The following is a 14,005-nucleotide window of genomic DNA, read 5'->3' as shown; positions in this document are numbered from 1 at the left end:
GTCGGCGGTCACGCCCGGTCCTTCCTGTCCATGCGGTGGTCTGCACGCCTGTCGTCGGTACGCACTTACAGGTCCCCTCGGGCCATCCGGATCAGCGCTTCGGCGTCGAGGTCGTCGATCGCCCCGTCGTCGCCGTCCTCGGTCTGTTCCTCCGGCGCGTCGCCGCGCGCCAGGTCGAGCAACGCGTCGAACAGCTGTGCCTGGCGCAGGCGCTCGATCGGGATGGACGCGAGGAGCGCGCGGACCCGGGCGCTGTCGTCCTCGGCCCGGCCGCCGGTCGAGACCTCCGGTTCGACGGAGTCGAGCAGGTACCGGGTCACCGCCGCCGCGGTCGGGTGGTCGAAGACCAGGGTCGCGGGCAGCCGCAGGTCGGTGATCTTGCTGAGCCGGTTGCGCAGCCCGACGCTGGCGAGCGAGTCGAAGCCCATGTCCTTGAACGCCCGGTCGGGGTCGATCGCCGCCGCCGACTCGTGCCCGAGCACGGCCGCGACCTGTCCTTGCACCAGGTCGAGGACCACCGACTCGCGCTCGTCCTCGGGCACGCCGGCGAGCCGCTGCGCGAGCGAACCGCCCGCGACCTCGGCGGCCTGCGCGGGCACCTTCACCAGTCCGCGCAGCAACGCGGGCAGCGAGCCGGCCCGTGCCTGCGCCCGCAGTGCGGGCATGTCCAGCTGCACGGGTGCCAGCAGCGCGTCGTCGAGGCCCAGCGAGTGGTCGAACAGCTCCAGGCCGCGGTCGACGGCCAGCAAAGCCACACCGGCGCTTTCGATGCGGGCCACGTTGGTGTTGTCGAGCCGGCCCGCCATGCCGACGCCGTCGGCCCACACGCCCCACGCCAGGGACGTGGCGGGCACCCCTGCGGCGCGCAAACTCTGAGCCATCGCGTCGAGACCGCCGTTCGCGGCGGCGTAGCAGGCCTGTCCCTGGTTGCCGAACAGCGAGGCGCCCGAGGAGAACAGCACGAACGCCGACAGGTCCAGGTCCGCGGTCAGCTCGTGCAGCTGCCAGGCCGCGTCGACCTTGGGCCGCATGACCTTGGCGAGCTGCTCGGGGGTCACCGATTCGATCACGCCGTCGGCGAGCACACCGGCCGTGTGGACGACCGCCGTGAGCGGTGCGTCGAGCGAGCCCAGCAAAGCGGTGACCTGATCGCGGTCGGCGATGTCGCAGGCCTCGATCCGCACGGTCGCGCCGAGCCCGGTCAGCTCGGCGGCCAGTTCGGCCGCGCCCTCGGCGTCGGGACCGCGCCGGCTGACCAGCACCAGGTTCCGGACACCGTGCCGGGAGGCCAGGTGCCGGGCGAACACCACGCCCAGGCCGCCCGTTCCGCCGGTGACCAGCACCGTGCCGTCCGGGTCGATCGACCGCACCGCGTCGTCGGCGACCGCCGGCACCCTGGCCAGTCGAGGCGCCGAGACCTGACCCGCGCGCACCGCCAGCTGCGGTTCGTCGGCGGCGAGCAAGGCGTGCCACGGCACGTCCGCGCCGTCGTCGTCCAGGTCGACGAGCACGATCCGGCCCGGGTGCTCGGACTGCACGCTGCGCGCGAGGCCCCAGGCCGCTGCCTGGGCGATGTCGGGGGTTTCCCCTTCCAGCGCCACCGCACCGCTGGTGACCGCGACCAGGCGGGTCTCGGTCAGGCGCCCGGCAGCCAGCCAGCGCTGGATCGTGGCGAGCATCTGCTCCGCGGCCTCGAAGGCCATCGCGGGCGGCGCACCGGCCGTGACGTTCGCGGCGATCCGGGCCACGATCGCGGCCGGCGCCGCGCCGTCACCGGCGACCGCCTGCTCCAGCGCGTCCAGGTCGAGGGCACCGTCCCAGCCGAACTCGGCCAGCCGCACGGGTTCCGCCTGCCCCAGCTGGACGGGCACCCACTCGACCCCGTACAGCGAGTCGGGTCCACCGCCGCGCACGCGTTCGAGCTGCGCCGGGTCCACCGTCCGGTAGACCAGGCCGCCGATGCTCATCACCGGCGCGCCGGTCTCGTCGGCCAGGTCGACGTGCAGGCCGGTGTCGGCGGAGCTGACGATCCGCACGCGCGCCGACTTCACCCGCCGTCCCGGGCGCACACCGGACCAGGTGAACGGCATCTCGAACGGCGCGTTCGGGTCCTTGCCGATCAGCGCGCCCTGGAGCGCGGCGTCGAACAGGGCCGGGTGCAGCACGAAGCCCTCGTCGTCGGCGTCGTCGGGCAGCGCCACTTCGGTGTACAGGTCGGCGCCGACCCGCCAGGCGGCCCGGATGCCCTTGAACAGCGCGCCGTAGTCCAGGCCCGCCAACTCCATCCGGGCGTAGAGGCCGTCCACCGCGAGCGGCTCGGCACCCGCCGGCGGCCACTGCGCCGGCATCGGTGCGGCAACACGGGATTCGGCGGCAGCGGAGTCGACCAGCACGCCGCGGGCGTGGCAGATCGCTTCCGGCTGCTCGTCGTCCGGCCCGGCGTTCGGGGTCGAGTACACCGCGACCTCGCGGCGCCCGTCCTGCGGTACGCCGACGGTCACCTGGACCCGGCAGCCCAGCTCGTCGTCGAGGACGAGCGGAGCCTCCAGCACCAGCTCGTCCAGCGTGCCGAAGCCGACACCGGCGCCCGCGCTCAGCGCCAGTTCCACCAGCGCCGTCCCCGGCGCGATGGGGATGCCGAAGACCACGTGGTCACGGGTCCACGGCTGCTTCTCCGGGGAGATCCGGCCGGTGTACACCCACTCGTCCCGGTCACCGATCCGCACGGCCCCCGCGAGGATCGGGTGGCCCACCTTGTCCAGCCCGGCGGCCTCGGCGTCCCCGCCGCCGATGCCCGGCGTCAGCCAGAACCGCTCGCGCTGGAACGCGTAGGTCGGCAGGGGCACCGCACGCGCGCCGCTGCCCGCGTAGACCACCGACCAGTCGACCTCGACGCCGGTGACGTGCGCCTCGGCCAGCGACAGCGCGAACCGCTCGAAGCCGCCCTCGTCACGCCGCAACGACCCGACGACGCCGACCTGGGAGGCCGCGCCGTGATCGGCGATGGTGCCCTCGACCGCCATGGTCAGCACGGGGTGCGGCGACACCTCGACGAAGCACCCGGCGCCGTCGTCGATCAACGCCCGGATCGCCGGTTCGAAACCGACCCGCCCCCGCAGGTTCCGGTACCAGTACCCGCCGTCGAGCGCGGCCGTGTCGATGAACGCGCCCACCGCCGTCGAGTAGAACGGGATCGAGCCGGACTTCGGCGCGACCGGACCCAGCACCTGCGCCAGTTCGGCCTCGATCGTCTCCACCTGCGCCGAGTGCGACGCGTAGTCCACCGCGATCCGCCGAGCCCGGACGCCGTCCCGCTCGCACACCGCGATCAGCTCGTCCAGCCCGCCGGGCTCACCGGACACCACCACGGCCGCCGGACCGTTCACGGCGGCGATGGACACCCACCCGTCGTACGGCGCGATCAGCTCCTCGACCTGCCCGACGGGCGCCGCGACCGACACCATGCCGCCCAGACCGGCCAACCGCTCCGCGATGGCCCGCGACCGCAGCGCCGCCACCCGCGCGCCGTCCGCCAGCGACAGGCCACCGGCCACCACCGCGGCGGCGATCTCGCCCTGCGAGTGGCCCACGACCGCGACCGGCTCGACGCCGTAGGACCGCCACAGCGCGGCCAGACCCACCATCACCGCGAACAACGCGGGCTGCACCACGTCTACGCGCTCGAACGTCGGCGCGCCCTCCACGCCGCGCAGCACGTCCTCCAGCCGCCAGTCCACGAACTCGCCCAGAGCTTCGCCACAGGCCGCGATCTCCTTGGCGAACACGTCCGACGAGTCCAGCAGCTCGACCGCCATGCCCTGCCACTGCGCGCCCTGGCCCGGGAACACGAACACCGGACGCGCGCCGGTGGCGAGCACCTGGCCCTCCACCACCGCCTCCGACGGCTCGGCCGCGCTCAGCGTGGACAGCCCGGACAGCAGCGCCTCGCGATCGGACGCCACGACCACGGCCCGCCGGTCGAGCTGGTCCCGGGTCGTCACCGAGGAGAACCCGAGGTCGACCACGGTGAGCTCCGGACGCGCCAGCACGCTGGCCCGCAGTCGCTCGGCCTGCGCGCGCAGCGCAGCCGCGCCACGACCGGACACCAGGACCGGCACCGTCGACGGCGTCGCCACCGGGGTCGACCCGACCGTCTCCGGGAGCACGTCGAACGGCGCTTCCTCCAGGATCACGTGCGAGTTGGTGCCGCTGACCCCGAACGAGGACACGCCGGCCCGGCGCGGGTGGCCGTTCGTCTTCCACGGCCGCGCCTCGGTCAGCAGCTGGACCTCGCCGGACTCCCAGTCCACGTGCGGCGACGGCGCGTCGACGTGGAGGGTCGCGGGCAGGGTCTCGTGGCGCAGCGCCTGCACCATCTTGATCACACTGGCGACACCGGCCGCCGTCGAGCTGTGCCCGATGTTCGACTTGACCGATCCCAGCCACAGCGGGCCGTGCTTGCGCTCCTGGCCGTAGGTGGCCAGCAGGGCCTGGACCTCGATCGGGTCGCCGAGCCTGGTGCCCGTGCCGTGGCCCTCCACGACGTCGACGTCCGCCGCCGTCAGGCCCGCGTTGGTCAGGGCCTGCCGGATGACACGTTCCTGCGACGGGCCGTTCGGCGCCGTCAAGCCGTTGCTGGCGCCGTCCTGGTTCACCGCGCTGCCGCGCACCACCGCGAGCACCCGGTGCCCGTTGCGGCGGGCGTCCGACAGCCGCTCCAGCACGATCACGCCGGCGCCGTCGGAGAAGCCGGTGCCGTCGGCGGCGGCGGCGTAGGACTTGCACCGGCCGTCGGGCGCCAGGCCGCGCTGCCGGCTGAAGTCGACGAAGAGGGTCGGCCCGGCCAGCACGGTCACGCCGCCGACCAGGGCCAGGGAGCACTCACCGGTGCGCAACGACTGCGCGGCCATGTGCAGGGCCACCAAGGACGCCGAGCACGCGGTGTCCACCGACACCGAGGGGCCTTCGAGCCCGAAGGTGTAGGAGATCCGGCCCGACACCACGCTGGTCGTGCCGCCGGTCAGGCGCAGCCCCTCGATCTGCGGCGCACCGCCGGCCGGGATGGGCGCGTAGTCCGAGGGGCCGACACCGCAGTAGACACCGGTGTCGCTGCCGCGCAACGAGGTCGGCGTGATGCCCGCGTCCTCGAACGCCTCCCACGCCAGCTCCAGCAGCAACCGCTGCTGGGGGTCCATGGACAGCGCCTCGCGCGGGCTGATGCCGAAGAAGTCGGCGTCGAACGTCGTGGCGCCGGAGACGAACCCGCCCGCACGCGTGTAGGTGGTGCCGAGCCGGTCCGGGTCCGGGTCGTAGAGCCGCTCCAGGTCCCAACCGCGGTCGGTCGGTAAGCCGGAGATAGCGTCACGGCCCTCGGCGACCAGGTCCCACAGCTCGTCCGGCGAGTTCGCGCCCGCGTACCGGCAGCTCATGCCGACCACCGCGAGCGGTTCGGCAGCGCGCTCGTCGATCTCCCGCAAGCGGGTCTGGGCGTCGTTGAGTTCGGCAGCGGTCTGCTTGAGGTAGCGGACGAGCTTGTCCTGCTGATCGGTGGTAAGTGCCGTCATATCCTTTTCCTCACACCTCGCCGAACTCGCTTCGTGAACCCGAAGACGCGTCCGCGGTCGCTGTGGCCTGGACTGCTGTTCGCCTCGTCGGTGCCGACGGATGTGACGCCCCCAGCGCCTTCCCCCGGCTCATCATGCGCGTGCGGTCACCGGCCTTGGTGGCTCCGCGTACCAGTGCCCCGACCGCCGCCGCCCGCCACCGGACGGGTGGTCCGACGACGGCGGCGCGACGTGCTCCTCGACGAGCAGTCGGTGCGCGGCCTGGGCTTTCTCGTCGGTTACAAGGGCAGCCGACGGAATGAGGACAGGCAGAACACGCACGTCCGCGTACGACTCAGGACGTCCGCTGAATCGGGGCACATGGTGGTGAAACGGTACGACGGCGCGGCCGACAACGTATGGCACATGGCCATATTCGCACGAGGCCCATCAGGAAACGGGCGTTACTTGACAGGAAGTGGACGCCCGCCGAGGGGGGATGAACCGCCGATGACGAGCCTCAATTCCCAGGTGAACGGGCCGGCGAGCAGGGAAGTGCGGTTATAGGGGGAAAGTATGGAAGGCATCCGTCCACATGGGCCTCGGCGGTGACGGCCGTCACCATCGACCCGGCCGGACCCGCCGGCGGCGCGTGTGCCGGGCCACACCCGGCGGCTGGTTCCGTTGCACAGCACCATTCACCGCGAGTTCACCCACCCGGCTCCGGCGGCTGGGCCACCGTTCCGGTCGCACCGTTATGGACGGTGGCGCACCGTGGTGAACGGTGGGCGGACCGTTATGGACAGTGATCCGGGACCCGTTCCGCCGGTTCGGGAGCCCGCCGTCGACACCGTTGCGAACAACGGATCTTCGAGCGCGCTTCCCGTATTCAGGATATTAATCCGGACCCCGCGAAACCCTATTACCGGGTCGCCTGTCCGACCGAAACGGCAGTGCGCGTCGCGGTTTTGAGGTAGGTGGGGCGCCGCCGGAGGTCGCCCGCCCCCGACCCGACCGACCGCCCTTCACCGGGCGACGACCGCCGACATTGGACGGCGTGCCGTGACATCGCCGCAGGTTTGCGATTTGCCCACTCTGGCGACATTTCCCGTTGCCCGGCGGGAGGGAGGGCGCCGGGCGCTCGGCCGACCGCGTGTCGATCATGCCACTGAACCGATCCTGACGACACCACCGCCGAACGCCCGGTCGGCTCGTGCCACGGCAACGCTTCCGCCCACCACAGCGGACCGTGCGCCCGACCTCCGGACGTAGCACTTTCGGCTGATACGGGGTGGTTCTGGCGCTCGTACCATGGCCCGGTGCGCGAACTGCTTCGCCCGGTGTGGCGCGAGCCGCGGCCGGTACCCCCGTCGGCCCGGGTGTGGTGGGACTGGGCGTTGGTGGCCGTGCTGGTGCCGCTCGCCGTGGTCGAGGGCGTGACCCGGGCGGACCTCCCCGACCGGGTGCTCTCCGCGGTCGTCGCCGCGGGTCTGGTGTCGACGCTGCTGTGGCGCCGGTCGAAGCCGTTGGCAGCGGTGGCGGTCGGGTTCGGCGTCGGCGCGGTGGGCACGGTCGTGCTGGGGCGCGAGTTCCCCGACCAGGACGTGATGGTCTACCTGCTGCTGCTGCCGTTCGCGTTGTTCCGCTGGGGTTCCGGGCGGGAGATGGTGCTCGGGGCGGCGGTCATGCTGGGCAAGGTGGGGCTCTCGGCGGTGCTGGGCCACCTGAACCCCGCGGACGCGCTCGCCGGCGTGGTCGTGCTGTTCTCCGCGATGACCCTGGGCGCCGCCGTCCGGTACCGGTCCCGGGCCCGTGCGCGCGAACTGGACCAGGTGAAGCTGGTGGAGCGGGAACGGCTGGCGCGCGACCTGCACGACACCGTCGCCCACCACATCACCGCCATGGCCATCCGGGCACAGGCCGGGATCGCCACCGCGGGCACCGATCCGTCGGCCGCGGTGGACGCGCTGCGCGTGATCGACGCCGAAGCCGGCCGGGCGTTGGACGAGATGCGGAGCATCGTGCGCATCCTCCGCACCGCGGACCCGGCCGACCCCGCGAACCCGGCTGACCCCGCGAACCCGGCTGACCCCTCGGAGCCGGCGGACCTGGCGCCCAACCCCCGCGTCGCCGACCTCGAACGGCTCGTGTCGCTGTCACGCGGCGGACCGGCCGTCGCGGTCGAGGTGGACGGGGACATCGACGACCTGCCGTCACCGGTGGCCGCGGCCGTCTACCGGTTGGTGCAGGAAGCGGTCACGAACGCGCGGCGGCACGCCCGGAACGCGACCCGCATCGACGTGCGCGTGGTGGCCGACGACGCCGAGGTGCGACTGCGGGTGAACGACGACGGCGAGCCCGTTCCCCGCCGCTCGTCCGGTGCGCGGGGCTACGGGCTCATCGGCATGAGCGAGCGCGCGAACCTGCTCGGCGGCACCTGCGCGGCGGGACCGGACGCGGACCGGGGCTGGACCGTGACGGCCGTGCTGCCGCGGGCCGGGGCTGGAACCGGGGCTGGGGCCGGGGCGTCCAGGTGAGCATCCGGGTGCTGGTCGCCGACGACCAGGAGATCGTCCGCACGGGGCTCGCCATGATCCTCGGCGCCCAGCCGGGCATCGACGTCGTCGGCGAGGCGGCGGACGGGCGGGAGGCCGTCGACCTGGCCCGGCGGCTGCGGCCCGACGTGTGCCTCTTCGACATCCGGATGCCGGTGCTCGACGGCATCGAGGCCACCCGCCGCCTCGCCGGGCCGACCGTCGACGACCCGCTCGCGGTCGTCGTCATCACGACCTTCGACCTGGACGAGTACGTCTACGCCGCGTTGCGCGCGGGCGCCCGCGGTTTCCTGCTCAAGAACGCGGGAGCCGACATGCTCACCCGCGCCGTTCACGCGGCAGCGGCGGGGGACGCCCTCATCGCGCCGAGCATCACCGCGCGACTGCTGGCGGCGTTCGCCGAGAACTCGCCGTCGACGCCCCCGGCCCAGCCGATCGACCCCTTGACCGGCCGCGAGGAGCAGATCCTCGTCGCGGTGGCGCGCGGGCGGACCAACAACGAGATCGCCGGGGAGTTCCACATCACGCTCAGCACGGTCAAGTCGCACATCGCCGGCCTGATGACCAAGCTGGGCGCCCGGAACCGCGTCGAGATCGCCATGTGGGCCTACGAGACCAATCGGGTGCGATCCCGTTAGACACCTGAAGCGCAACACCGGAAGCACCACACCGGAAGTACCGCGCCGGAAGTACGAGACCGCCGTCGCACCATCGGCCACCGGAACCCCGGCCCAACGTCCGATGATCCGGGCCGGCCCGGTCGGCACGATCGACGCCATGACGACAACCCGAAACCGCGTCAGACCGCAGTGGCGCCTGCCCGCCGCGCTCATCCTGTTCAGCGCCATCCCTGTGGTGGCAGGCATGTTCCGCACGGCGCAGCTGGTCGCGGGCGCGGAGATCACGCCGGACAACGCCCGGTTCTTCGCCTCACCCGTGCCGGTGCTCCTGCACATCGTCTCCGTGACCGCGTACTGCGTCGTCGGCGCGTTCCAGTTCGTCCCGAGCCTGCGTGGCCGCCGGTCCGGGTGGCACCGCCTGGCCGGCCGGATCCTCGTCCCTTGTGGACTGATCGCCGCGCTGTCCGGCGTCTGGATGACCTTGTTCTACCCCCGTGCCGCCGCTGTCGGGGACCTCCTCACCGCCGTCCGCGTCGGCTTCGGCTCGTTCATGGCCGTCGCCCTGGTCCTCGGTCTCGCCGCGATCCGCACCCGCTCCTTCGCCACCCACCGGGCGTGGATGATCCGCGCTTACGCCATCGCCCTCGGCGCCGGCTCGCAGGCCGTGATCATCGGCTCGTGGATGCTGGCCGTCGGCCCGCCGGACGAGTTCGTCAACACCCTCCTGATGGCCCTGTCCTGGACGCTGAACCTCGCCGTGGCCGAACGGATCATCCGCAGGCGCTGACGGGTCAGCGCAAGCGGCGGACGACGTAGCGGGCGTCGCGGCCGACGCCGCGCAACGTGGCCGACGACAGGGTGCGCTGCCACTCCAGACCCACGTAGCCCAGTCCCCGGTGGGTCCTCGAGAGGCCCGCACGGTGGCGGGGGTAGCCGTCGGGGCCCAGTGCGGCCGTCGATTCCAGGTACGACAGGCCCGGTCGGTAGCCGGTGGCGAGGATGATCGCGTCCACCTGTTCCCTGGCGCCGTCGGCCCAGGTGACGGTGGTGGCGTCCAGTTCGGTGAACACCGGTCGGCGGTCGGGGCGGCCGGCGGCCAGTGCGGACGCGTAGACGCCGGTGTCCAGCACCGGGGTGGAGAACCGGGCGGGCAGCCACCGGCCGATCGGCGCGGCGTCCACGCCGGTGACCGTCAACCACCAGTGCAGGTCACGGCCCGCCGGTCGTTGCGGGCTGAAGCGGACCGGTTTCCTGCTCGCCAGCGTCACGCGGGCCGTTCCCGCCAGCTCGACCGCGATCTGCACGGCCGAGTTGCCCGCGCCCACCACCACGACGCGCTGGTCCCGGTACGGCGCCGGATCGCGGTACTCGGCCGCGTGGACCACCGAGCCGGTGAACGCGTCCAGCCCTCGCAGCGCGGGGCGGTGCGGCGCGCCGAAACCGCCGGTGGCCGCGATCACCCGCCGTGCCCTCAGGGTCCGGTCGGCCAGCACCACCTCGAACCCGCCGTCGGCCGGCACCACCTCTTCCACCCGGTGACCGGTGCGGATGTCCACGTCGAGGTGCTCCGCGTACCGGGCCAGGTAGTCCACCACCTCGTCCCGCGTCGGGTACCTGTCCGGGTCACCGCCGAACGCCAACCCGGGCAGCGAGCAGTACCGGGCCGGCGAGAACAACGCCAGGCTGTCGTAGTACCCCGCCCACGACCCGGTCGGACGTCCGCCCGCCTCCAGCACCACCGGCCGTCCACCCGCCGCCTTCACGGCGTGCGCGGCAGCCAGCCCGGACTGGCCACCGCCGATCACGACCCACTCTTCCATCGACATGGGTCGATAGTATCGGCTTTTCCCGTAATGACGATAGGTCTGGGATGCTGGTCTCATGGCGGAACTGGGCGAGCACTCACGCCGCTTCCTCAAAGCGCTGGCCGGCGAGACCAGGCAGCAGCTGATGGAGGCGTTCGGCGGCAACGTCGAGCTGACCGTCGGCCAGGTCGCCGAACGGGCCGGCATCGCGCAGTCCACGGCCTCCGAGCACCTGGCCATGCTCCGCGACGGCGGCCTGCTCACCGCCCGCCGCGACGGCAAGACCGTCTACTACCGCGCCGATCCCGCCGGGATCGCCGCGGCGCTCACCGAACTCCAGCGCTACCTGACCGTCTGCTGCCCACCGCCGGAGTGACCGGGCGCGCGGCACGAGCCGCGCGCCCCACGGGCGTCAGAAGTCGAACTGGTCGATGTTGCCCTGGTCGAACACGGTGGGCGGGCCGAGCACGACGACGCCGTCGGCGCCGATGGTGTACTCGCCGAGCTTGCCCGCCTCGAACTCCTCGCCGGCCGCACCCGTGATCCGACCGGACGCCAGCGCCGCGCCCGCGTACGCCGCCAGGTAGCCGAGGTCGGCCGGGTTCCACAGCGCGAACGCCTCCACCGTGCCGTCCTTGACGAACTCGCGCATCTGGTTCGGCGTGCCGAGCCCGGTCAGCGCGACCTTGCCCTTGTACTCCGACGTCGACAGGTAGCGCGCCGCCGCCGCGACACCGACCGTCGTCGGCGAGACGATGCCCTTCAGGTCCGGGTACGAGCGCAGCAGGCCCTGGGTCTCCTGGAACGACTTCTGGTCGTCGTCGTTGCCGTAGGCGACCGTGACGATCTCGATCCCGGCGTGCTCCGGCTTCCGCAGCTCCTCGCGCATCAGCTCGATCCACGCGTTCTGGTTGGTCGCGTTGGGCGTCGCGGACAGGATCGCGATCTTCCCCGCGCCACCGATCTGCGCCGAGATCAACTCGACCTGGTTCTTCGCGATGCCCTCGGCGGTCGCCTGGTTGACGAACACGTCCCGGCACTCCGGCTTGGTGTCCGAGTCGAACGTGACGACCTTCGCGCCCGCCTGCCGGGCGCTGGTGAGCGCGCCGCAGATGGCGTTCGGGTCGTTGGCGGACGTCACGATCACGTCGGTCTGCTGCTGCGACAACGTGTTGATGTAGCTGACCTGGGACGACGCGCTGGCCTCGGACGGCCCGACCTCCTTGTACGAGCCCTTGAACTCCTCCGTCGCGGCCTTGCCACCCCCGTCCGCGACGGTGAAGTACGGGTTGTTGACCTGCTTCGGCAGGAACGCCACGTCGAGCCCCTCGACCAGCGCCGCGTCGGGGTTGGCGCTGCCGGTGGCCCGGTTCGACGTGGGGCTGTCCCCGGAGCCGCGGGTGGTGCCACCGCACGCGGCGGTGACGAGTAGCGCCAGGACCGCGATCAGGCCGACGCGCACGGTGCGTTGGTGCTGTGACATGGGCTTCCTCTCTCGGCAGGGACAAGCGTCAGGCGGTGCGTCGTCGTCGCCACCGGGTCCGCGCCAGGCCGACGGCGTTGGGCACCACGACCGAGGCGATGAGGAGCCCGCCGGTGACCACGTCGAGCGTGTCCGCGGCGACGTCGGCGAGCTGGAGGGCGTTGCGGACGGCGCCGAGCAGGAGCACACCGGCCAGCACGCCGAGCAGGGTGCCGCGGCCACCGAAGATCGAGACACCGCCGAGCAGGACGGCGGCGACCACCGCCAGCTCCAGCCCGGCGGCGTTGTCGGCCCGCGCGCTGGCGAACCGCAGCGTCCAGTACACGCCGGCCAGGCCCGACACCGCGCCCGAGGCGACGAACAGCCAGAACTTCGCCCGCGCGACCCGGATGCCGGAGAACGCCGCCGCCTCGGCGTTGTTGCCCATCGCGTACAGGGACCGGCCGAACGGGGTCGCGTGCAGCACGACGCCGAACACGACCGCCGGCACCAGCGTCACCACCGCCGCCCACGGCACTGACCCGTCGGCGACGGTGCTGCTCGCCGCGGTCGTCCAGCTGAACGGGAAGTCGGCGACGGCCTGGTCGCCCAGCACCACGAACGCCAGCCCGCGGTACGCCGCCAGCGTGCCGATCGTGACCGCCAGCGACGGCAGCGCGAACCGCGTCACGAACACCGCGTTGACCGCGCCCAGGACCGCGCCGAGGCCGACCACCAGGACCACGACCAGCTCCAGCGACAGGCCCGCCACCCACAGCTGCCCCATCACCGCGCTGCACAGCCCGAGCGTGCTGGCCACCGACAGGTCGATCTCCCCGGTGATGACGATCAGCGTCAGCGGCAGCGCGATCAGCGCGATGGCGACGACGTCCAGCAGCAGGAACTGGAGGTTCCGGCCACTGGCGAAGCCGTCGACCAGCAGCCCGGCGGTCACCACGACGGCGGCGAGCACCACGAGGAGCACGGTGTCCCACCGGGTCGACACGGCACGCAGCGCGTCACGCGTCATGGGAAGACCTCCCTCGCAAGCGGTTCGCCGCGCGGACGGCGAGCAGCCGGTCCAGGCCGATGGCGGCGAGGATCAGGCCGCCGACGACGGCCTGCTGCCAGAACGGGTTGATCCGCAGCACCGCCAGCGAGCTGCCGATCGTGGTCAGCAGCAGCGCACCGAGCGCGGCCCCGTACGCGCTGCCGCTGCCACCGAAGATCGCCACGCCCCCGACCACCGCCGCCGCGACGACCTGGAGTTCGATCCCGGTGCCCGCGGTGGCGTCGACCGTGCCGAAACGCGCCGCGTACAGGACACCCGCCAGGCCCGCCGACGCGCCGCAGACGACGAACGAGGTGAACACCCGGCGTCCGACCGGGATGCCGGACAGGCGGGCGGCGGCCGGTTCGGAGCCGATCGCGTAGAGCTCGCGGCCACTGCGGTAGTTGCGCAGGTAGAAGCCGACGGCCAGCACCACGGTCAGGGCGATGATCGCGAGCACCGGGACGCCCAGCACGGTCCACGTGCCCAGGCCGAGGAACGAGCGCGGCATGTCGGAGGCGTTGATCTGCTCGCCCCGAGCCCAGGAGTGGTCGACGCCGCGGAAGGCGTAGAGCGTGCCGAGGGTGATCACCAGCGCAGGCACCCGTGCCGCGGCCACCAGCACACCGTTGACCACACCGCACACCGCGCCGAGGCCGACACCCAGGAGGACGGCCACCGCGGTCGGTGTCGCGGGCGCGGAGCTGAGCAGCTTGCCGGTCGCGAACGCCACCAGTCCCAGCACCGAGCCGACGGACAGGTCGATGTTGCGCGAGATGACCACGACGGTCTGCCCGACCGCGAGGACCACCAGGATCGCCGCGCCGAGCAGCAGGTCGCGCACGCTCTGCGGCGACAGGAAGTTCGGACTGTCCACTGTGGTCACGAGCACCAGGAGGACGAGGGCGACGACGATGCCGGACTCACGAGCCGACCAGAACCTGCGAACGACCCCAACCACACTCCCCC

Annotated in this window: 9 protein-coding genes; 4 read left to right on the top strand and 5 right to left on the bottom strand. The window is 72.6% G+C overall.

Annotation, left to right across the window (positions count from 1 at the left end; translation table 11 throughout):
• Positions 1-65: 65 nt before the first annotated feature.
• Positions 66-5,564, bottom strand: a complete 5,499-nt coding sequence (locus OQ02_RS16545) for a type I polyketide synthase (RefSeq protein WP_033439350.1) — start codon at positions 5,562-5,564, stop codon at positions 66-68.
• A gap of 1,298 nt (positions 5,565-6,862) precedes the next feature.
• Here OQ02_RS16545 and OQ02_RS16540 point away from each other — a divergent pair.
• The 3 genes from OQ02_RS16540 (at position 6,863) to OQ02_RS16530 (ending at position 9,505) form a co-directional block, all read left to right on the top strand.
• On the top strand, positions 6,863-8,080 hold the full coding sequence (locus tag OQ02_RS16540; RefSeq protein WP_033439349.1) for a sensor histidine kinase: 1,218 nt from the start codon (positions 6,863-6,865) through the stop codon (positions 8,078-8,080).
• Entirely contained in the window at positions 8,077-8,736 is a 660-nt protein-coding gene (locus OQ02_RS16535) for a response regulator (protein ID WP_033439348.1), read from the top strand. Before OQ02_RS16540 ends, OQ02_RS16535 begins: the two co-directional genes overlap by 4 nt.
• A 139-nt stretch (positions 8,737-8,875) precedes the next feature.
• Complete coding sequence (locus OQ02_RS16530) at positions 8,876-9,505, top strand: DUF2306 domain-containing protein (RefSeq protein ID WP_033439444.1); 630 nt, start codon at positions 8,876-8,878, stop codon at positions 9,503-9,505.
• 4 nt (positions 9,506-9,509) lie between these two features.
• On the opposite strand, the gene OQ02_RS16525 is transcribed toward OQ02_RS16530, so the two are convergent.
• Positions 9,510-10,538, bottom strand: coding sequence for a flavin-containing monooxygenase (locus OQ02_RS16525; RefSeq protein WP_197043375.1), 1,029 nt, complete (start codon positions 10,536-10,538; stop codon positions 9,510-9,512).
• Between the two features lie 61 nt (positions 10,539-10,599).
• Between OQ02_RS16525 and OQ02_RS16520 the strand changes: the two genes are divergently transcribed.
• The gene (locus OQ02_RS16520) at positions 10,600-10,899 is read left to right on the top strand and encodes an ArsR/SmtB family transcription factor (RefSeq protein ID WP_033439346.1); all 300 of its coding nucleotides are present in this window, start codon (positions 10,600-10,602) and stop codon (positions 10,897-10,899) included.
• A 36-nt stretch (positions 10,900-10,935) separates the two neighbouring features.
• Here the strand turns inward: OQ02_RS16520 and rhaS are convergent, their stop codons facing one another.
• The 3 genes from rhaS to OQ02_RS16505 are packed head-to-tail and all read right to left on the bottom strand — an operon-like array spanning position 10,936 to position 13,997.
• Complete coding sequence (gene rhaS, locus OQ02_RS16515; protein ID WP_033439345.1) at positions 10,936-12,006, bottom strand: rhamnose ABC transporter substrate-binding protein; 1,071 nt, start codon at positions 12,004-12,006, stop codon at positions 10,936-10,938.
• Between the two features lie 28 nt (positions 12,007-12,034).
• A complete protein-coding gene (locus tag OQ02_RS16510; RefSeq protein WP_051772408.1) occupies positions 12,035-13,015 on the bottom strand; it encodes an ABC transporter permease in 981 nt (326 codons plus the stop codon).
• Positions 13,005-13,997 carry an ABC transporter permease gene (locus OQ02_RS16505; RefSeq protein WP_033439344.1) on the bottom strand — a complete coding sequence of 331 codons (993 nt, stop codon included), beginning with the start codon at positions 13,995-13,997 and terminating at the stop codon, positions 13,005-13,007. Before OQ02_RS16505 ends, OQ02_RS16510 begins: the two co-directional genes overlap by 11 nt.
• Positions 13,998-14,005: the final 8 nt, after the last annotated feature.

Origin of the sequence: Saccharothrix sp. NRRL B-16314 (assembly GCF_000716595.1) — a bacterium.
In the GTDB taxonomy this organism is placed as follows: domain Bacteria; phylum Actinomycetota; class Actinomycetes; order Mycobacteriales; family Pseudonocardiaceae; genus Actinosynnema.
This window is presented reverse-complemented; position numbering and strand designations above follow the sequence as displayed.

Coding starts and splice junctions, on each gene's coding strand:
- OQ02_RS16510 (WP_051772408.1), bottom strand. CDS start 13,015: ATGACGCGTGACGCGCTGCGTGCCGTGTCGACCCGGTGGGACACCGTG.
- OQ02_RS16525 (WP_197043375.1), bottom strand. CDS start 10,538: ATGGAAGAGTGGGTCGTGATCGGCGGTGGCCAGTCCGGGCTGGCTGCC.
- OQ02_RS16520 (WP_033439346.1), top strand. CDS start 10,600: ATGGCGGAACTGGGCGAGCACTCACGCCGCTTCCTCAAAGCGCTGGCC.
- OQ02_RS16530 (WP_033439444.1), top strand. CDS start 8,876: ATGACGACAACCCGAAACCGCGTCAGACCGCAGTGGCGCCTGCCCGCC.
- OQ02_RS16545 (WP_033439350.1), bottom strand. CDS start 5,564: ATGACGGCACTTACCACCGATCAGCAGGACAAGCTCGTCCGCTACCTC.
- rhaS (WP_033439345.1), bottom strand. CDS start 12,006: ATGTCACAGCACCAACGCACCGTGCGCGTCGGCCTGATCGCGGTCCTG.